This is a genomic window from Sphingomonas sp. (assembly GCF_017745215.1).
Classification (GTDB): Bacteria; Pseudomonadota; Alphaproteobacteria; order Sphingomonadales; family Sphingomonadaceae; genus Sphingomonas.
Window position 1 is genome coordinate 16,187 of sequence record NZ_JAGHZV010000026.1, and the last position, 18,530, is coordinate 34,716.

The following is an 18,530-nucleotide window of genomic DNA, read 5'->3' on the forward strand; positions in this document are numbered from 1 at the left end:
GCGCTGCCTGTTAGCGATAACGGTGGCGCGAAGCGGCGCGAAGGGCAAGGCTTGGTCCGAGTTATTCTGCCGGCTGGAGTGCCGATGTCAGCGCCGTGCCCGCACGGCAGATCGCCTCCGCCAGCACAGCGGGCGTGCACGGCGCCTCGGCCATCAGCCAGCTCCGCACCGGCCCGAGCGCGGCGTCGGCGAGCTGGCGCGCGGCGATGGGGAGGGGGATCGTCAGCGCCGCGCCGCGCGCCTCGAGCCGCTCGGCGACCATCTCGGCGAGCACGCGCACGACCTGCGCGTCCATCCGCCCGAGCAGCTCGCGGGCGCGCTGGCGGTTCTCCCAGAAATGCTCGAGCACCCAGGTGACCCGCGCGAGATCGCCCGCGCCCGCCGCGGCATCGGCGAGCGGTGCCATCGGGGTGCGCATCGCCTGGAGCATCAGCGCGTCGGCGCTGGCGAAATGCTCGTAGAAGGTCGAGCGGCCGACATCGGCTTCGGCGACGATGTCGTCGACCTTGATGTGGCGCTGGCGGCGGACGAGCATGAGGTGGTTGAACGCCGCGACCAGCGCCGATCGCGTCCGTGCCACTCGCCGGTCGAGCTTCGCCATCGCCTCCGCTTTCCGGACTTTGCGGGGGTCGAGTCCGCTATCGGACTGGAGCCCCGCATTGCCGCTTCCGCTGTGCGCCCAAGCCGTACAGTCAGGGCGGGATCAGTCAATTCGCGGAGCGGGCAATGGAAGAAACGGCGCGGTACGACGGGCTCGCGGGGCGCGTGCTCACGGGGTCGGCGCTGCTCTCGGTGCTGGTGATGGCGCACCATCCGACGAGCATGCATTCGGGGATCGGCGGGCCGGTGCACGCCGCGATGATCCTGCTGATCGGACTTTCGACCTATGGCCTGCTCCACATTGCGCTGCGCCGCGGGATCGGGCGACCGGCGATGCTTGCGGGCGCGATCGCCTGGGGCGTCGCGCTGTTGGGCGACATCGGCGCTGCGACGATCAACGGTTTCGCAGTGCCCGCGCTCGCCTCGCGCCTACCCACGGTGGGGCCGGACGTGTTCGCGCTCGCCTGGGAGTTCAACCAGGCGCTGGCGCGGCTCGGCGTGGTCGCGACCGGAGTGGCGTTCCTGCTCTGGGGGCATGGGCTGCTCCACTGGCAGGGCTGGCCCGCGAAGGCGCTCGGCGCACTCGGGCTCGCAGCAGGGCTGGTGCCGGTCGCGCTGCTCCTCGCCGGCGCGGTGCGGATGAACGTCGCCGGCGCGATCCTCGTCTATGCGCTCGAGTCCGCCTGGATGTTCGCGACGGGTGTGTACCTCTGGTCGGGCCGCTTCGCGAAGGATCTTGCTTTGAGCGCAAGCGGCGGGATGTGAGGCTCGCGGCGCCGGCCTATATCGGCGCCATGAGCAACGCACCCAGAACCGACGACGACGAGTGGGCTTGGGCCTGGGCCTCCTTCATGGCGCACGACCGCCATTCGGACGGCCGCTTCATCGTCGCCGTGACCACCACCGGCATCTATTGCAAGCCGAGCTGTCCGGCGCGGCGGCCGAAGCGCGAGCATGTGCGCTTCTACGCCGACGCCGACGCCGCCCGCGGCGCCGGCTTCCGCGCGTGCCTGCGCTGCAAGCCCGACGAGGTCGGCCGCGATCGCATCGCCGTCGCCCGCGCGGTCGAGCTGATCGAAGCCGCCGAGGAAGGCATCGCGCTCGAGGAGCTCGCCGAGCGGGTCGGCTATGCCCCGCATCATTTCCACCGCCTCTTCAAGCGCGCGACCGGCGTGACGCCCGCGGCCTATGCCCGCGGCCTTCGCGCCCGCCGTGCCGCCGAGGCGCTACACCAGGAGGACAGCGTGACCGAAGCCATCTACGAGGCCGGCTATTCCGCGCCGAGCCGCTTCTACGAGACCGCCAATGCCCGCCTCGGCATGACGCCGAGCGTGTGGAAGCGCGGCGGCGCCGGCGTGACGATCCGCTGGACGATCGCCGACACGACGCTCGGGCCGCTGCTGATCGCCGCGACCGACAAGGGGCTGTGCCGCGTCGCCTTCGACGAAGACGCGATCCAGCTCGCGCGGCGCTTCCCCGCCGCCGAGATCGTCCAGGGCGGGGCGGCGCTCGCGGCGCTCGCCGCGCGGGTGGTCGCCGAAGTCGAGACGCCGGGGCGCGATGCCGACCTGCCGGTCGACGTGCAGGGCACCGCCTTCCAGGAAGCGGTGTGGCAGGCGCTGCGCGCGATCCCGCCGGGCGAGACGCTGAGCTACGCGCAGCTCGCCGCGGCGGCGGGCAACCCCAATGCAGTGCGCGCGGCGGGGACGGCGTGCGGCGCCAACCACGTCTCGATCATCATCCCCTGCCACCGCGCGCAGCGATCGGACGGGAGCATGGGCGGCTATGCCTATGGGATCGACCGCAAGCTCGTGCTGCGCAAGCGCGAAGGGGTGAAGGAGCAGGGCGAATGACCTACCGGATCGAAGGACTGGGCCCCGCGCGCTTCGCGCATCTCGCGGGGCTCAGCGACGAGGTGCTGGCGGCCGAAGGCGTGGTACGCGTGATCGCCGACAAGCATCCCGGCTATCCCTGCCGCGTGACGCTGGCCGATGCCGAGGCGGGGGAGGCGCTGCTGCTCCTCAACCATGTCGACCATGACGTGGCGACGCCCTATCGCAACGGCTTCGCCATCTATGTCCGCGAGGCGGCGCTCGAAGCGGCGGTCCATGAGGACGAACTGCCACCGGTGTTCCGCGGCCGCCCGATCTCGCTGCGCGGCTATGGCGCCGACGGCAACCTCAAGGGCGCGCTGCTCGCGCTGCCGGGCGACGTCGAGGCGAAGATCCACGAGCTCTTCGCGCGGCCTGACGTGGCTTACATCCATGCGCACAATGCGGCCCATGGCTGTTTCGCGGCGCGGATCGAGCGATTCGAAGCGGAGGCGCGGGCGGCGGCCTGACTCGCCTCCCTGACGGCCAAGTTGTCATTCCGGCGAAAGCCCGGAACCAGGGCCGCGAGCGGTGCCTTCCGTAACCCTGGGGCCCGGCTTTCACCGGGATGACGGTCGATTGGCATGGGACCGGTTAGCGCTAACAGGATCGCTCGCCTCCCCGGGAGGCGGGCGATTTTCGTTTCCGCGTCCATCGCGCCACCCAACCGAATTCTAAGACAGATTTCCCAAATATTTCAGCCTGTTCCATTCTCACGGCAATGGGTTGTTTTCCCACGACTATCCCGCTTCAGAAATGTATGAGTTGACACTAACTCAGACAAGGAATAGCCGAAGCTGTGACCGCTAACATCGCGAGGGGCGATGGGCGGAGGTGCCCGTGAGAGGCGTATCAGGAGGGGGAACCCATGATCAGATTGTTCGCACACCCGGATTCCGCGCGCCGCGCCGCGATGCTCGGCGCCATGCTGCTGGCCGGCACCGCCTGGCCCGCGCTCGCGCATCCGCTCGCCGACAAGCCGGCCGAGACCGAAGCTGCTGCCGCCGACGCGCCCGCGCTGGCGCAGGACAACCCCGCTCCGGACGGCGACGAGATCGTGGTCACCGGCTATCGCAAGTCGCTCGAGAGTTCGACCAACGCCAAGAAGAGCGCGACCGGCTTCACCGACACGATCTTCGCCGAGGATATCGGCAAGTTCCCCGACACCAACATCGCCGAATCGTTCAACCGGGTGCCCGGCGTCACGATCAGCCGCGAGATCACCGGCGAGGGCCTGAGCGTCACCATCCGCGGCCTCGGCACCAACTTCACGCGCGTGACGCTCAACAATGCGCCGATCCTCGTCGCGTCGACGGGGCGCACCGATTCGCAGAACACCAACCGCGAAGTCGATCTCGACCTCTTCCCGACCGAGCTCTTCACCAAGCTTACCGTTTCGAAGAGCCCCACCCCCGGCATGCTCGAGGGCGGCGCCGCCGGCACGGTCGACATGCGCAGCGCGCGGCCGTTCGACAATCCGGGCACGCACGTCACCTACTCGGGCCAGGTCACCAAGGGCAGCAACGCCGATAAGTGGGGCTATCGCGGCTCGGCGCTCGCCAGCATGACTTCGGGCGACTTCGGCGTGCTCGTCGGCGTGGCCGGCGTCCACAACGAGGTCCGCGTCACCGGCTTCGAGACGATCGGTTGGACCAACCCTCAGCTCAGCGCGGCGCAGTGCAGCGGCACCTGCAACGGCACGGGCGGCGGCAACTGGACGATTCCAGGCAGCGTCCCCGCCAACGCCGGCATCAGCGGCGCCCCCACCGGCACCACGATCGACCAGGCGTGGCTGCTCGCGCACAATCCGGGCGCGACGATCCAGCAGATCGACAACGGCATCATCCCGCGCCTCGGCCGCCCGTCGGACGAATATGGCACCAAGGAACGGATCAGCCTCATCGGCAGCCTGGAATATAAGGGCGACGCGATCCATGCCTATGTCGACGGCATGTTCGCGCGCCGGCGCAACACGATGGATCGCATCGACATGAACTGGGTCGGCCGCAACGGCGCGGTGATCCCGGTCAACACCCAATACGACAAGACCGACTGCTCGCAGGGCTGCACCGTCACCAAGGGCACCTATTACAACGCGCAATTCTTCCTCGAATATCGCCCGTTCAACGAACATATCCAGTTCTGGAGCGTGAACCCGGGAGTTGAGGCCGAGCTTTCGGACGTGATCCACGTCGACCTCAACGCCAATTACACCAAGAGCATCTTCCACCGCGAATCGCCGACGGTGCTGGTGATCACCCCGGGAAGCTCCGGCGTGACGGTCAACTACGACAATAGCAGCGGCGACATGCCGATCATCACGTCCAACGTGGATCTCAACAATCCGGCGGCCTTCGGCTGGCCGGGCGGGCGCGTGAACGTCCAGGACGAGCGTCGCCAGACCTATACCAAGGGCGTTCGCGGCAGCTTCAAATATGGCGGCGACACGCTCAATTTCCGGATGGGCGGCGCCTGGGACGACACCTCGCGCCGGATCCGCGGCTACGACAACAGCCAGGCGTGGCAGAATGCGGTGTGCGGCGATCGGCCCAACGTGTTCCTGCCGGGCCCGAACCGCCAGCCGGCGTGCGAGGGCCTCAACACCGCCACGCCGCCGGTTGGCGACACCGCGCATGTCTATCCGACCTATCCGGCCTACGGCACCGGCTACACCGCGGGCTCGGCGGGCCCGATCACCTATGCCGGGTCGCTGATCCCGAACGCCAGCCTCGCTTCCTATCTGAAGCCGGGCCCCGACGGCTTCATCACGGTCGACTGGCCGAAATTCACCGCTGCGTCGAACTATGACGCCTTCCACAATTCCGCGCCCAATTCGGGCGGCACCAACACCGGTGCCTCCGACGGCGACATCCGCGAACGCACGCTGGGCGCCTTCGCCGAGCTGAACGGCGACGTGGCGATCGGCGACAACCGGCTGACCTTCAACGCCGGCATCCGCTGGGTGAAGACCAAGCAGCGCGTCGGCGGCCGCGTCTCGATCACCGACCCGCGCAACTCCACCGATCCCGACGGCGTGGGCCCGCTGCCCGCGGACTGCCCCGGCACGAGCGTGAGCACGGCAAATCCGCCGCGCGACGGCTCCTGCTATCCGAGCCTGGTCAACTTCGTCTACACCGAGAACGACTATGACAATTGGCTGCCGTCGGCTTCCGCCGCCTTCCATATCGGCGAGAATACGGTGGTGCGCGCCTCGGCTTCGCGGACGATGACGCGGCCCAATCCGAGCGTGATGCTCCCGGGCCTCAACTTCTCGAGCCCCTCGGCCGATTCGGGATCGGTCGGCAACCCGGCGCTGGCGCCCTTCATTTCGAATAATATCGACCTGGGCTTCGAATATTACACCGGCCACGAAGGCTATGTCGGCTTCGCTGCCTTCCGCAAGGCCGTGACCGGCTTCACCGTGACCCAGGGCCTGAGCACCAACTTCTCCGATCTCGCCTTCTACGGCGTGACCTTCAACACGCTCACGCCGACCCAGCAGGCCGGCATCTGCGGCCGCGCGGGCGTTCCGATCGCCACCTGCACGGCGTCCAGCGTCGCCTCCACCAAGGTGGTGCTCAACCAGCAGGTGAACGCCACCGGCACGCTCAAGGTCACCGGTCTCGAGTTGAATTGGGTGCAGCCGCTCGATTTCATCCTGGGCCGCTACCTCGGCATCAACGGCTTCGGCTTCAACGCGAACCTGACGCTCATCAACCAGAGCGGCTCGGGCAATGCGCCCGCGGTCGCGACGGGGGTATCGCCGGTGACTTACAACATCACCGGCTATTACGAGAATCACGGTGTGATGCTGCGGATGTCGACCACCTTCAACCAGGGCAGCATCAGCGCGACCGCGCCGCAGAACGGCATCACCGCGGCAGCGCTCTACAACGACGATTACCAGCAATGGGACTTCGGCGCGTCGCTCGACCTCGCCAAGATCACCGGCACGAAGTTCCTGCCCGAGCTCACGCTGGATGTGCAGAACCTGACCAAGGCGAAGCAGCGCAGCTACTTCCAGTTCGAGAATGCGGCGTTCACGCTCTACGATCCGGGCCGCCAGGTGATGATCGGCCTGCGCGGACGCTTCTGAGGCCCAGGCGAGGGGAGGCGGCGGCGCAGGTTCGCTGACCCACCGCCGCGGCTTCCCCGGCCCTCCCGACCAAGGCGCCGCTCTCCACCCTGGGAGAGCGGCGCTTTCGTTGGTTTCGGCCGCGCTGGAACGTTGCGGCACGGCGCGCGCCCGCGAAGCGGGACAAGGACTCACTCTCCGTCCATGAGTCCCGCGGCGAAGGCGATGCGCAGCGCCTCGGAGAGCGAGCGCACTCCCAGCTTGCCCATCAGGTTGGCGCGATAGACTTCCACCGTGCGCGGGCTGATCCCCAGGTCGTGCGCGATCACCTTGTTCGCCTTGCCCTCCACGAGGCCGCGCAGCACGTCCTGCTCGCGGTTCGACAGCGCGTCGAGCCGCACCTTGGCGCCGTGCGACACCGATCCGCTCGCGCGCGCCTCCTCGAACCGGTCGAACGCCGCATCGATCGCGCCGAGCAGGAGCGCCTGGTCGAACGGCTTCTCGATGAAATCGGTCGCCCCGGATTTCATTGCGGCGATCGCGGTCGCGATATCGCCATGGCCGGTGAGCACGATCACCGGGATCGAGATCCCGCGCTCGTTGAGCTGCGACTGGACCTGGAGCCCGCTGATTCCGGGCAGCTGGACGTCGAGCAACACGCAACCACTCGGCGAATCGCCGACTTCTTCGAGGAATTCCTCGCCGGAGCCGTAAGCGGCGACTCTATACCCTGAGTTGCTGAGCAGGAAGCTCGTGGATTTGCGCACAAGATCGTCGTCTTCGACCAAGTGAACATTCTGCTGCATTACTCGGACCCTCCAATGCGCCGCTCTCGCGGGTGAACTGGAAGACCGTGGCACCGCCCATTCCCTGCACCGGCCTTGATTCGTGCGGACAACGCCCCGTCGACCGCACGCTGTTTGGCGTATTGCAGTGCAGCAAGTTCAGGCCGGTCGAATTTATCCAAAATGGAGTTAAAATCTCACTGCTTTCCCGGGCAGGAGAATTCTTCGAACGACTCATGACCCTTTGCCGCTCCCAATCGATGATTGTGACTGCAACATGACCTTTATGCATGCGAATCCGGATTCGACCTAGCGAAATCTTGGTGCAGCCTCAGTACTTTCCCTCGCCGCGGGCCTGCGCTAGCGCTCCGTCATGGGACAGGGGCCGGTGATCGCGGGATTGGAGCTGGGCGGGACGAAGTGCGTCGCGCTTCTGGGCGGCGGGCCGGAGTCGGTCGCGGCGCGCGAGACGATTCCCACCACCCAGCCGGACGAGACGCTTGCGGCGATCGAAGCGGCGCTCGACCGCTGGGATTTCGACGCGATCGGGATCGCGAGCTTCGGCCCGCTCGAGCTGGACCGCACGCGCGCCGACTTCGGCTCGATCACCGCGACGACCAAGCCCGGCTGGACCGGCACCGACCTCTACCGGCGCCTCGCCGCGCGCTACCGCAAGCCGATCGCGATCCAGACCGACGTCAACGGCGCCGCGCTCGCCGAGGCGCGCTGGGGCGCCGCGCAGGGGCTGTCCTCGCACTGCTACATTACCATCGGCACGGGCGTGGGTGTCGGCGTGGTCAGCGGCGGCGTTGCCGTGCAGGGGTTTACCCATGCCGAGGCGGGGCACATGCGCGTGCCGCGGATGGCGGGCGACGGGTTCGAGGGCTGGTGCCGCTTCCACGGCGATTGCGTCGAGGGGCTGATCTCGGGGCCGGCGCTTGCGCATCGCTTCGGCCGGCCGGGCAAGGACCTGCCCGACGAGGGACCGGAGTGGGACCTGTTCGTCCACGACCTGTGCGGCATGCTCCACAACTTGGTGGTGACGCTCGCGCCGCAGCGGATCGCGATCGGCGGCGGCGTTGTCGAGACGCGGCCCTATCTCTTTCCGCGCGTCCGTGCCCGGCTGGCGAAGAGCATCGGCGGCTACGGCTCGCTCGACGCCTGGACCGCCGGGCTCGACACGCGGCTCGGCCCGCCGGGGCTGGGTGCGATGGCCGGCCCGATGGGCGCGATCGCGATGGGGCTGGAGGCGCTGAACCCCTGAGCCCCTTGCCTGAAGGGGCTCGGGGGTTCAGATCACCTCCATGTCCACCTTGTAGTGATGCCACGCCAGGATCGCGGCGGCGCCGCGGTGGGGGCGCCAGGCCTCGGCGAGCTCGCGGGTGAGCTTCTCCGAGGGGCGTTCGGCATGGCCGAGGAGGCGGCCGATCTCGATCTGCACCGCGAGGTCGCCGGCGGGCCAGATGTCCTCGCGGCCCTCGGCGAAGAGCAGGTAGATCTCCGCCGACCAGCGGCCGATGCCCTTGATCCGCGTGAGCGCGGCGATCGCTTCCTCGTCGTCCTCCGGCAGGTGCATCAGGTCGAGCCGGCCGCTCGTCACTTCGTCGGCGAGGCTGCGCGCATAGCCCGACTTCTGCCGGCTGAGCCCTGCGGCGCGCAGTTCCTCGTCGCTCGCGCGGGCGACGGTGTTCGGATCGGTCAGGTCGCCAAGCGCGGCGGCGAGCTTGTTCCAGATCGACTGCGCCGCGGCGACGCTCACCTGCTGGCCGACGATCGTGCGCAGCAGCGTCTCATAGCCGCGCTCGCGGATCCGCGGCTCGGGATAGCCGGCGCGCGCGATCGCCCGGGCGAAGGCGGGCTCGACCGCGGCGAGCGCATCGAGCGATGCCTTGAGTTGCCCCGCGCTCAGGCCCACGGGAGCTTGGCCCATGGCGTTCCGGCCGATGCTTGCGCGCGCGCTGGAAGGGCGGCATGGGAACCGCGACTGAAGGAGATCATCATGCCCAAGCTTATCGTCGTGACCAGGAACGGGGAAGAGCGCGAGGTCATGGGCGAGGCGGGTCTCAGCGTGATGGAAGTGATCCGCGAGAACGGCTTCGACGAGCTGCTCGCGCTGTGCGGCGGTTGCTGCAGTTGCGCGACGTGCCATGTCCATGTCGATCCGGAATTTGCGGCCAAACTCCCGGCGATGAGCGAGGACGAGAACGACCTGCTCGACTGCGCCTCGGACCGCGACGACCGCTCGCGGCTCTCGTGCCAGATTCCGTTCAGCGATGCGCTCGACGGGATGCGCGTGCGGATCGCGGCGGAGGATTAAACCTAACCGTCATCCCGGCTTTCGCCGGGATGATGGCCGTGGGGTCAGAGCCCCTTCACCTTCAGCACGGCCATCGGCGGATCGTCGGTCCGTGCGTTCACGCGCCACTTGAACGTCCGCATGCCGCCCGCCGCGGTGCCGCCGCTCTCCTCGTTCTGGCTCACCACCTCGGCGTCGGTCACCAGCGTGAAGGTCCCGTCGAGCTTGTCCTCGCCCGAGGCCATCGGCATGCCGTTCACCGAATTGTCCTGCTTGGCGAAGCCCGGCGCCTTCACCCGCACCACGTCCTTGCCCCTCAGCTCGATCGCCAGCCAGGGGAAGATCATCTGCGTGTCCATGTCGAACGGATAGACGAAGTTGTGCGTGAGCACGCCCGAGATCTCGTAATCGACGTAGAACAGCCCCTCGCCGCGATATTCGACGCTGCGATAGCCGGCTTCCTTGGCGAGCTGCACCGCGACCTCGCGATATTCGGCTTCCTTCTTGGCCTTCTCCTCGGCCGCCTTCTTGGGGTCGGGCTTCTCCTCGGGCTCGTTCGACTCCTCGCTGCCGCCGTCCTTGGACTCGCCCATGCCCGAGAGCGTCTTGCCCATCGCGCCCTCGAGGTCGGCGGCGACGACTTCGCCCTTGTAGGCGAAGGTGAAGCTGCGGTCGGCGTGGATCGTCAGCGTCGACTCGAACTTGCCCGGCAGGAACAGGCAGGCGGTGAGCACCAGCGGCAGCAGCAACACCGCGGCCAACGGCTTGACCCAGCGATTCATCGTACGATCCTCCCCTGCAGCGCCTCAGCCGCGCGTGGTGACCGCATAGAGCGCGATCGCCGCGGCGTTCGACACGTTGAGGCTCTCCACCTTAGGCCCGATCGGCAGGCGCGCAAGCTCGTCGCAATGCGCCTCGGTGTTGTGGCGCATGCCTTCGCCCTCGGCGCCGAGCACCAGCGCGATCCGCGCCTCGCCCATCACCTCGCCGAGCGTGCCCCGGGCGTGGCCGGTGAGCCCCACGCGCCAGAAGCCCGCCTCGGCGATCTCGTCGAGCGCGCGGCTCAGGTTCACCACGCGCACCCAGGGCACGACTTCGAGCGCGCCCGAGGCCGATCGCGCGAGGCTGCCCGATTCGGGCGGCGCGTGCCGGTCCTGGGTGATGATGCCCAGGGCGTCGAACGCCGCCGCCGAGCGCAGGATCGCGCCGACATTGTGCGGGTCCGTCACCTGGTCGAGCAGCAGCAGCGGGCGGCGGTCGTTGGCGCCCGCCTCGAGCAGGTCGCCGAGCCAGATGTCGTCGAGCGGATCGACTTCGGCGACGATCCCCTGGTGCGGCGCGTCGGGCGGCACGAGGCGCGCAAGGTCGCCCGCTTCGGCATAGGTGATCGGCACCACCGGCGGCAGGTCGAGCGCCGACAGGACTTCGCGCGTGCCCCAGATCTTGCGCACCGTCCGCTCGGGGTTGGCGAGCGCAGCGAGGACGGCGTGCCGCCCGTAGAAGCGGGGGCGCGACGCGGGCGCCTGGCTGGGTCGATGGGCGCGGCGTGCCATCAGGCGAGGGTCTTCGGGAGGATCATCAGGCGGGTGACGCTATGCCTCGCGATCCGTGCGCGCAAGGCGTTGACAGGGGGGCCTCGCTTCGGCATTGGCACGCGCTCGCTGGCAAGCGGCTCCAAGGACAGGTGGCCGAGTGGTTAAAGGCAGCAGACTGTAAATCTGCCCGCGCAAGCGTACGCTAGTTCGAATCTAGCCCTGTCCACCAGCCCGATCCAAAGGGCTGAAATCGCTGAAAATCCTCACCTTTTCGCCTTTCGTTGCTACACAAAACCGCTACACGAAGGGCGTGGCTGAGGTGTTCAAACTGTCCCGGCGGAAGGGCTCCGCCAAGTGGCAAGTCCGCAAGCGCTGGCCAAGCGACGTCGCCGCGATTCTCAAGGGCGAGTTCAACGCCTCGACAGGCGAGGAGGATCGCAAGCAGGCCCAGGAGCGCTTGCCGCTGATCGCCGCTGAATACGAGCGGCGTGTCCGCGAGGCCCGCGATGGCGTCTCCGCGGCACCTCGGAGCGAGCTGAGCGAGGCCGAGGCACATCGCATGGCAGCGGAGTTCTACCGCAACACGCTGCCTGCGTTCGTCGTCCGCCGACAGGTGGAGATGCTGGAGCATCGCGAGTTGCTGAGCACGACGCGGGAACGCTTAGCGACCGCGCGCGCCTCTCTCGGGCGCAACGACTACACGCCGGTGTATCCGCTGGCGCGAACGATGGCGCGACAGGCCGGGATTGAGCTGGCCGATGAAGGGCCCTCCGCCGACTATCTCAGGCGAATGCTGATGCGGGCCTTCGTGGAACTGCACGAGGCTGCGGTCGCGCACCTCGAAGGCGTCGAATATTCCCCCCGCGACACCGCCATGCGCGACCTCCCGGAGGCCGCCCGCGAGGAGCCGGGGAAGACCTTGGAGGCTCTGCTGGAAGCCTACGAGAAGGAGAAGGCGCCGGGTTGGAGCGGGTCGAGTAAGAAGGCTGCCGTGCCTGTGTTCCGCCTGCTTCGTGATGTGTTCCCTGGACGGGCGGTGGCAAGCATCTCCCGCGAGGAAGCGAGGGGTGTTGTGACGTTGCTGGAGAGCCTGCCCACCAATCTCGGCAAGCGGAAGGAGCTGAAGGGCTTGACCGTTCTCCAAGCGGTAGAGAAGGGCAAAATGCTCAACCTGCCCATAATCCAGCCGAAGACCATCAACGACGGCTACCTGATCCACATCGCGGCCATCTTCAATTGGGCTGTGCGGGAACAATGGATTCCTTCCAGCCCCTTCGGAAGCCTGTCGGTGTTCGACCCGGTCGACGATGCCGAGCGCCGTGACCCGTTCAGCGGTGAACAGCTCCAGACCCTGTTCTCGGCGTCGCCGTGGGATCGCCCTTGGAGCGCGGACCTCGGTAGGCTCGGGGACTATTGGGTACCGCTGCTTTGCCTTTTCCACGGCCTTCGGAACGGGGAGGCTGTGGGTCTTCGGGTTGAGGATGTCGGAAGCGATGCAGATACTCCAGTGCTCCACATCCGAGCGTACGGCGAGAAGCGTCTGAAGACGAAGGAAGCGCGAGCAACCCTGCCACTCCACCCAGAGCTGGCTCGATTGGGCTTCCTCACCTTCGTCGAGACCAGAAGGTCTGCGGGAGAGATGTTGCTGTTCCCCGAAGGGGTCGTGAACGGGCGCGGCCAGGTTGGCGCGAAGCTCGCCCGCGAGTTCCGTGATCGGGTCAAGGCAATGGGCCTTGAGGGCCGAAAGCTCGGGATGCATTCGTTCCGCCATTGCTACGAGGACGCGCTGGCACGTGCGGAACTACCGGATCGCACGCGGCGGGCGCTTGCAAGACGCGCTGAGGTCGGATCGGGCCGGGTCTACGGCAGCGGGATTTCCATCCGCCAGCTCGCCGCGTCCGCAGCGAAGATCGATTATCCCCGGTTGGACCTTTCGCATCTCTATGCCCGCTGAAGTGCCCGAAGCCCCCGCGGCACCCGAGGGAGTTCCGCATCGTCCACATCTGGAGAACAGTCGGCCGCTCGACTGGACACTGGTGCCCGCCGACGATGCGGCCCAAGCAGCCGTAGGTCATCTCCTGTGGCAGATGGAGGACAGCGAAGCTCGGGCACGCGCTCGTAGGCCGGCGGACGGTGAGCGGCTGCGTGCGACGATGTCTGCCGTGGCGCTCGATCTCTATGCCTGCGCGAAGGAAGACCCGGCGCGCTTCCTGTCCTATTCGCGCCGCAAGGCCGACTATGGGCAGAGCGGTGAATATAACCGTACCTCGTTGACCGCAGTGACGCAGGTAGTCGCCTTTCTCGAATCCGCTGGCTACGCGTCGACCCGACCGGGCTCCTATAGCCGCCGCGCGAATCCCTTCGGCGGTGCCGACGTCGGTACTGGCTATCGCTCGCGGACGCGCGCCGAGCCGTTATTGGTTGCGTTGATGGAGGACGTCTTCGGCGTCACCTCCGACAGCATCGCGGCGGGCAACGCTATCGCAGGGCGACCGATTCGTTTGCGCGCCCCGATCCAGCGCGGCGCGGGCAAGCGCTATCTTCCGTTCTCCGAGACGCCGATGACGCAGGCAATGGCTCGGAGAGTGACCGACGCAAACCGGTTGCGGGCCCACCATACCTACTCGTTTGATGGTGAGCGTCCCGCGAGGCTGACAATCGACAAGGGGCACCTGCACCGCGTGTTCAGCAACGGCCGCTGGGATCATGGCGGGCGGTTCTATGGCGGTTGGTGGCAGGGGCTACCCTCAATCGACCGTGCGCGAATCCTTATCGACGGCGAGGACACCGTGGAGCTGGACTTCCGGGCATATCAACCGCGCCTAGCCTTTCATCTAGAGGGACACCCGCTGGCGCCTGCAGACGACCCCTATAGCCTGCCGGGCCATGACCCGGCGATATATCGCGAGGCCGTGAAGACCGTCTTCGCCAAGCTCCTCAACGCCGCGCCCGGCGTGCCCATTCGGGCCAGCGAATCGATGAAGGGCTTGTTCGCGAAAGACGCGTTCCCGGCCTTTGTGGGCGAGGTTGAGGCTGCGTTCGCGGCCATCAGGCCGTGGCTGCGGACCGGGCGAGGCATGGAACTGCAATTCATCGACAGCGAAATCGCAGACGGTGTGATCGAAGCGCTAACCGTCGAAGGCATCCCTTGCCTCCCGGTGCACGATAGCTTCATCGTTCCTCGCTCGGCAGAGGTCCGACTAGGGCGGCTCATGTACGAGGTCTACCGGCGCCGGCTCTTGGAGCGGACTGGCATCGCCGCCGATCCCGTCCTTAGTGGCTGGTCATCCTCCGAGGCGGAGCAATTGGTCCGCTCCTCGCTGTCGTGATCCTGTGCACGATTGGCCACTCTCCTCCAGCTGGGGGGTAGAGATCGGTGTGCGCTCTGGACCACCTCTGGGGGGACCTTAGGGCATACTGGTCCCCATAAGCGACCTGCTCGGCGGAGGGGTGATCCTCGCGCGTCGGAAGAAATAGTCAGGACTCTTTAGTCAGGACTCTTGGAGAGCGAGGCTCGACGGCTGGTCCCCGCTTGAGAACAGCGGGCAGAGTCCCGTCGTTTTTAGCTGCAAAAATCCGAAGTGATATGCCGCTCCGGATCGCGGCGGCTGTCCCCCCGTGGGGGTGGTCGTTCCACGAAGGATGCGCCTGGCAACTGCTTTGAGTTCACCGCATCACGACTTTGAGTCCGACCGAGTCATCCCAGCGACAAACGGACCTGCGCCAGGATTCCACTGCCGTACAAATTCGCCTAACGACCGTTGCGTGGATTTGTATGGAGATGGTTCGATGTGTCGGGTTGTTGCCTATTACCGTGTTTCAACCGAAAATCAGGCGCGCTCCGGGCTCGGCTAGGAAGCGCAGCGGGAGGCGGTGGCGTCGCTCTGTCGCTCGCGGGGTTGGGCGATTACCGCCGAATTCACCGAAGTCGAGAGCGGCGGGTGCAACGACCGGCCGCAGCTGGCATCTGCGATGCACCTCGCTAAGGTCACCGGCGCCGTGCTGGTCGTGGCCAAGCTGGATCGCCTTTCGCGGAACATGGCATTCCTCGCGACTCTGCAGGAAAGCGGGTCGCGTTTCCTCGCCGCCGACATGCCCGAAGCGAACGAACTGACGGTGCACATCATGGCCGCCGTTGCCCTGGCAGGGCGGAAAGCCATCGCGATCCGCACTCGTGACGCGCTGGCAGTGGCGAAGGCGAGGGGCGTCAAGCTGGGTAACCCGAATGGAGCCGAGGCGTTGCTGCGGGCCGCCAAGGGCAATCGCGCGGCCACGGCAGCGGTGCGGGATGGCGCAAACTGTCGCGCGGCCGACTATGCCCCGATCATCGCGGATGTGTGCGCGAGCGGGTCGACATCGTTGCACGCAATCGCCCGGGCGTTGAACGAACGTGGTATCGTGACCGCTCGCGGCGGCAGATGGCATCCATCTTCAGTACGAAACCTGTTGGGGCGCCTTGCCTGAGCCGCCGAGGCTCGCTCGCGCTGTGCCCTGCTTTTGTTGATCGTGGTATCGGCGGGGGTCGCCGAGGCACATCGCGACTTCCGGTTCCGCGGCCGATGTCACGCGAGGATGAACCCTCAGAAGTGCAAGGCTGCGCCAGCGTAGGGATCGCGCGCCTGGGACGGTGGGGGCGGAAGCTCGGGTGACGATGGGATGGGCGGCGGAGTTGCCGCGAGTTCAAGGACGCCGTCGCTTGGGTCGGTCAGGCTGCGCAGTCCCGCGGCAATCGATGTCGATCCGAACAGCACGAAGCAACCTGCAATCACGGTGACGCCTCGGCGGATGTCAAGGCGACCATTGAGCATCCCGAGCCCTACCGCAGCAACGCACACAACCGCGAGCGTGGTCGCGATGGTGCCGAGAAGTGTGGCCTCCATCCAGTATGCTGCGGCGGGGATTGCGGCATTGCTGGGCATGGACAAGCACTAGATACGAGGAGGGTGGAAAGGAAGGCCCACGCGAAGCATTCGCCCGAAGGAAGTCCTTCCAGTCTGCGCCAAGGTGCAGCGCAGGCTGTTCCAAATTGCTACGTCGCAGCCCATTCGGCGCGGACGATGCGCGCCAGCTGAATATTGTAGCGAAGTGCCGCAGGTCGATTGTAAGGTAATTTGATATAAAGTCTGCGTAATTTCTGTCCTTCGAGGTATGGAATAATCGAAATATATATCACTTATAACATTTAATTTTTTCAAATTTTATAGGATGATATTCTTCATCGAATATCGATATATGATCTAATTTCGGATTTTTTTCAGCTCTAATCAGTAAAATACTTCCGCGCGATGATAGAAATAGCCTATTATCCGATATAACTAATCTATGCCCTGGGGAAAGCGCCCAGCTTATATTGTCGGACATGAATGATACCGACGTTTCATTTGAATCAAATTTCAATATTTTGTCCGATTTTATCTCAATGTATGGATTTTTTAAAGTTTTCGGTCCGCGATAACAGCCAACAAAATATTTAAAATTTGATTGATCCTCTTTGTGTAATAATAAATACGTCCATACTAAAAATATAAATGCGATCAATGTGAGGGAGCCATATTTCATATTTTTAGTCTTTTCTCTCAATAGCTACCAAGGACACATCCAAATATAATGGTGTTTGAAGTGCCAGCAGAGCTGCCGGCTTTCGGCGATTTAATTGGCCACTTCTTCAAGCCTAACTTCACGCCGGGGCCGGCGCTCGCCCCCACCAATTTTCCATCACTATTAAAGTTTATATTTCCGGACCACTCTCCAATGGACACGCTTATATTCGCATTGAAGCCGAACAGAGATCCAATATTCTTATAATACCCTGCCTTGATACTAACTCCCGCCTCTAGGCCCGAACCCCAACCACCCGAAGCGAAAAATCCCTGAGTCCCCGTCGAAAGATTTAAAAAGACACCCACTGCACCACTGCCTCCATAACCCGCTACGACAGAACCGTCGACAAAGAGAACGAGAATGCCGCCCTGCTCACCTAGCGCTTTTTGACAATCCGGAACATTTCCCGTGCCATTTGGTGGTTTCAACCCCGCTTGCGTAACCGATGGTTTGGGTTTGGTCGCTTCGACTACAATATCGTAATTGAATATATCTGAATCTGAATCTGAATCTGAATCTACAACGGACTGCATTGAAATATTAGGACGGAAGCTATTGAAGAAATTAACGATATTACTATGGCCTGTCACGCTACCGCAGCCTCCGCAGACCACGATATCGTCACCTGACAAGCCGCTCGAATCGAGTTTCCCGATTGGGTCGTTCCGAGCATATGCTTGCACGTTCATCCCGTCGCCGTAGCCGATGGGGTCGGTCTGCATGAAGCGTCCCAGTGCTGGCGAGTACATGCGCGCCTTGTAGTAGGACATGCCGATCTCGGGCAGCCAAGTCTGCCCGGTATATTGGAATCGCCCGGCGTTGCCACTCGCCGGGATACCATATTCATCATAGCTGTTGATCGCCGTCTTGGCGCCGGAGTTATCCGCCCGTGCTACGATCGAGCCACGCGTCCGCGAGCAGATAGGTGCGGTTGCCGCTGCTGTCATACTCCACCAGCGTCTCATCGACGCCTGAGCCGTGGACGTAGCGCTTCTGGAGCTCGTTCGAGCTGTTGTACTCGGCGATCAGATCGGCGCCGTCGTACTGGAAGCGTGTCGTGGTCCCCGCCGCCGTCTGGTACAGCCGCAGCGCCGGATCGTAGCTGAGCGTGGTGCTCACGCTCGCCACCGTCGCGCTCGTCAGGAGGTTCTCCGAGGAGTAGCCGAAGCTGTCCGAGCCCGAAGAGGTCAGGTTGCCCCGCGCGTCATAGTCGAGGCTCGTCCCGCCCGCCGCGGTCAACTGGTTGAGCCCGTTGGACGTATAGCCACGATTGACGTTGAAGTGCCCGCCCCAGGCGTAAAGGTCGTTGGTCCGCGTCTGTCCGGCAATCTGGCTGGCGGGCGAGTAGATGAAGCTCGTCGTCACGTCGTTGGTGGTCGTGGCGCCGTCGAGGTTCAGCCCGATCGAGGCCAGCCGCGAAACATTGTCGAAGCCATAGCTCGTCACATTGCCGTTGCCCCGCGTCAAGCTCGTCCGGCGGCCAAGGTCGTCATAGGCATAGGTCGCGAGCGTCGTGCTGCCGCTTTCCTTGATCGTCGTGACCTCGCCGGTCACCTGATAGTCGTAGGTCACGTAGAAGCTGTCCGGCCAGGTCAGCCGCGTGCGTCGCCCGGCCGCGTCATACTGATAGCTCATCGTGCCCTGCGGGCCGCCCTGGCTCGTGTTGCGGCCCAGCGCGTCATAGCCGAACGTCAGCGCATTGCCCGTCTGGCTCGCTCCGGTAAGGTTGCCCACGAGATCGTAGGTATAGCTGACGTCGGGCTCGGA

At 65.3% G+C, this 18,530-nt stretch carries 16 protein-coding genes, 1 tRNA gene and 2 pseudogenes; 11 read left to right on the plus strand and 8 right to left on the minus strand.

The features are described 5' to 3' along the window. Positions 1–61 precede the first annotated feature (61 nt). The gene (locus J7495_RS18930; RefSeq protein WP_294058510.1) at positions 62–601 is read right to left on the minus strand and encodes a TetR family transcriptional regulator; all 540 of its coding nucleotides are present in this window, start codon (positions 599–601) and stop codon (positions 62–64) included. A 125-nt stretch (positions 602–726) separates the two neighbouring features. Between J7495_RS18930 and J7495_RS18935 the strand changes: the two genes are divergently transcribed. From J7495_RS18935 to J7495_RS18950, 4 genes are all read left to right on the plus strand, one after another. Further along, on the plus strand, positions 727–1,365 hold the full coding sequence (locus J7495_RS18935) for a hypothetical protein (RefSeq protein ID WP_294058512.1): 639 nt from the start codon (positions 727–729) through the stop codon (positions 1,363–1,365). A 29-nt stretch (positions 1,366–1,394) separates the two neighbouring features. Further along, positions 1,395–2,453, plus strand: a complete 1,059-nt coding sequence (ada, locus tag J7495_RS18940; protein WP_294058513.1) for a bifunctional DNA-binding transcriptional regulator/O6-methylguanine-DNA methyltransferase Ada — start codon at positions 1,395–1,397, stop codon at positions 2,451–2,453. Further along, complete coding sequence (locus J7495_RS18945) at positions 2,450–2,941, plus strand: DUF1203 domain-containing protein (protein WP_294058515.1); 492 nt, start codon at positions 2,450–2,452, stop codon at positions 2,939–2,941. Before ada ends, J7495_RS18945 begins: the two co-directional genes overlap by 4 nt. Before the next feature lie 398 nt (positions 2,942–3,339). Further along, positions 3,340–6,567 carry a TonB-dependent receptor gene (locus J7495_RS18950; protein WP_294058517.1) on the plus strand — a complete coding sequence of 1,076 codons (3,228 nt, stop codon included), beginning with the start codon at positions 3,340–3,342 and terminating at the stop codon, positions 6,565–6,567. Positions 6,568–6,737: 170 nt separating this feature from the next. Here the strand turns inward: J7495_RS18950 and J7495_RS18955 are convergent, their stop codons facing one another. Then, positions 6,738–7,352, minus strand: a complete 615-nt coding sequence (locus tag J7495_RS18955; RefSeq protein WP_294058518.1) for a response regulator — start codon at positions 7,350–7,352, stop codon at positions 6,738–6,740. Between the two features lie 352 nt (positions 7,353–7,704). Between J7495_RS18955 and J7495_RS18960 the strand changes: the two genes are divergently transcribed. Continuing rightward, a complete protein-coding gene (locus J7495_RS18960) occupies positions 7,705–8,595 on the plus strand; it encodes an ROK family protein (protein WP_294058519.1) in 891 nt (296 codons plus the stop codon). 27 nt (positions 8,596–8,622) lie between these two features. Here J7495_RS18960 and J7495_RS18965 read toward each other — a convergent pair whose 3' ends face one another. Beyond that, a complete protein-coding gene (locus J7495_RS18965) occupies positions 8,623–9,246 on the minus strand; it encodes a DNA-3-methyladenine glycosylase 2 family protein (protein WP_294058531.1) in 624 nt (207 codons plus the stop codon). 84 nt (positions 9,247–9,330) lie between these two features. On the opposite strand from J7495_RS18965, the gene J7495_RS18970 reads away from it, so the two are divergent. Next, positions 9,331–9,648, plus strand: coding sequence for a 2Fe-2S iron-sulfur cluster-binding protein (locus J7495_RS18970; protein WP_294058520.1), 318 nt, complete (start codon positions 9,331–9,333; stop codon positions 9,646–9,648). A gap of 44 nt (positions 9,649–9,692) precedes the next feature. On the opposite strand, the gene J7495_RS18975 is transcribed toward J7495_RS18970, so the two are convergent. Next, a complete protein-coding gene (locus J7495_RS18975; RefSeq protein ID WP_294058521.1) occupies positions 9,693–10,409 on the minus strand; it encodes a hypothetical protein in 717 nt (238 codons plus the stop codon). 24 nt (positions 10,410–10,433) lie between these two features. Then, positions 10,434–11,180, minus strand: coding sequence for a 23S rRNA (guanosine(2251)-2'-O)-methyltransferase RlmB (rlmB, locus tag J7495_RS18980; protein WP_294058523.1), 747 nt, complete (start codon positions 11,178–11,180; stop codon positions 10,434–10,436). A 125-nt stretch (positions 11,181–11,305) separates the two neighbouring features. On the opposite strand from rlmB, the gene J7495_RS18985 reads away from it, so the two are divergent. From J7495_RS18985 to J7495_RS19005, 5 genes and pseudogenes are all read left to right on the plus strand, one after another. Next, positions 11,306–11,391: transfer RNA gene (locus J7495_RS18985), tRNA-Tyr, on the plus strand. An 81-nt stretch (positions 11,392–11,472) separates the two neighbouring features. Continuing rightward, on the plus strand, positions 11,473–13,116 hold the full coding sequence (locus J7495_RS18990; protein WP_294058524.1) for a tyrosine-type recombinase/integrase: 1,644 nt from the start codon (positions 11,473–11,475) through the stop codon (positions 13,114–13,116). Then, positions 13,106–14,491 (plus strand): hypothetical protein, encoded by a 1,386-nt coding sequence (locus J7495_RS18995; RefSeq protein ID WP_294058526.1) that lies wholly within the window; start codon positions 13,106–13,108, stop codon positions 14,489–14,491. The genes J7495_RS18990 and J7495_RS18995 overlap by 11 nt, the downstream gene beginning before the upstream one ends. Before the next feature lie 538 nt (positions 14,492–15,029). Further along, a pseudogene (locus tag J7495_RS19000) lies at positions 15,030–15,359 on the plus strand (recombinase family protein); the annotation flags it as partial. Positions 15,360–15,497: 138 nt separating this feature from the next. Further along, positions 15,498–15,626 (plus strand): recombinase family protein, encoded by a 129-nt coding sequence (locus J7495_RS19005; protein ID WP_294058533.1) that lies wholly within the window; start codon positions 15,498–15,500, stop codon positions 15,624–15,626. A gap of 116 nt (positions 15,627–15,742) precedes the next feature. Here J7495_RS19005 and J7495_RS19010 read toward each other — a convergent pair whose 3' ends face one another. The 3 genes and pseudogenes from J7495_RS19010 to J7495_RS19020 form a co-directional block, all read right to left on the minus strand. Beyond that, positions 15,743–16,081 carry a TrbC/VirB2 family protein gene (locus J7495_RS19010; RefSeq protein ID WP_294058528.1) on the minus strand — a complete coding sequence of 113 codons (339 nt, stop codon included), beginning with the start codon at positions 16,079–16,081 and terminating at the stop codon, positions 15,743–15,745. 657 nt (positions 16,082–16,738) lie between these two features. Beyond that, entirely contained in the window at positions 16,739–17,710 is a 972-nt protein-coding gene (locus tag J7495_RS19015) for an RHS repeat-associated core domain-containing protein (RefSeq protein ID WP_294058529.1), read from the minus strand. Further along, positions 17,643–18,530: pseudogene (locus J7495_RS19020) on the minus strand (hypothetical protein); the annotation flags it as partial. The pseudogene J7495_RS19020 and the gene J7495_RS19015, both read right to left, overlap by 68 nt.

Coding starts and splice junctions, on each gene's coding strand:
- J7495_RS18930 (WP_294058510.1), bottom strand. CDS start 601: ATGGCGAAGCTCGACCGGCGAGTGGCACGGACGCGATCGGCGCTGGTC.
- J7495_RS18935 (WP_294058512.1), top strand. CDS start 727: ATGGAAGAAACGGCGCGGTACGACGGGCTCGCGGGGCGCGTGCTCACG.
- ada (WP_294058513.1), top strand. CDS start 1,395: ATGAGCAACGCACCCAGAACCGACGACGACGAGTGGGCTTGGGCCTGG.
- J7495_RS18945 (WP_294058515.1), top strand. CDS start 2,450: ATGACCTACCGGATCGAAGGACTGGGCCCCGCGCGCTTCGCGCATCTC.
- J7495_RS18950 (WP_294058517.1), top strand. CDS start 3,340: ATGATCAGATTGTTCGCACACCCGGATTCCGCGCGCCGCGCCGCGATG.
- J7495_RS18955 (WP_294058518.1), bottom strand. CDS start 7,352: ATGCAGCAGAATGTTCACTTGGTCGAAGACGACGATCTTGTGCGCAAA.
- J7495_RS18960 (WP_294058519.1), top strand. CDS start 7,705: ATGGGACAGGGGCCGGTGATCGCGGGATTGGAGCTGGGCGGGACGAAG.
- J7495_RS18970 (WP_294058520.1), top strand. CDS start 9,331: ATGCCCAAGCTTATCGTCGTGACCAGGAACGGGGAAGAGCGCGAGGTC.
- J7495_RS18975 (WP_294058521.1), bottom strand. CDS start 10,409: ATGAATCGCTGGGTCAAGCCGTTGGCCGCGGTGTTGCTGCTGCCGCTG.
- rlmB (WP_294058523.1), bottom strand. CDS start 11,180: ATGGCACGCCGCGCCCATCGACCCAGCCAGGCGCCCGCGTCGCGCCCC.
- J7495_RS18995 (WP_294058526.1), top strand. CDS start 13,106: ATGCCCGCTGAAGTGCCCGAAGCCCCCGCGGCACCCGAGGGAGTTCCG.
- J7495_RS19010 (WP_294058528.1), bottom strand. CDS start 16,081: ATGCCCAGCAATGCCGCAATCCCCGCCGCAGCATACTGGATGGAGGCC.
- J7495_RS19015 (WP_294058529.1), bottom strand. CDS start 17,710: ATGACAGCAGCGGCAACCGCACCTATCTGCTCGCGGACGCGTGGCTCG.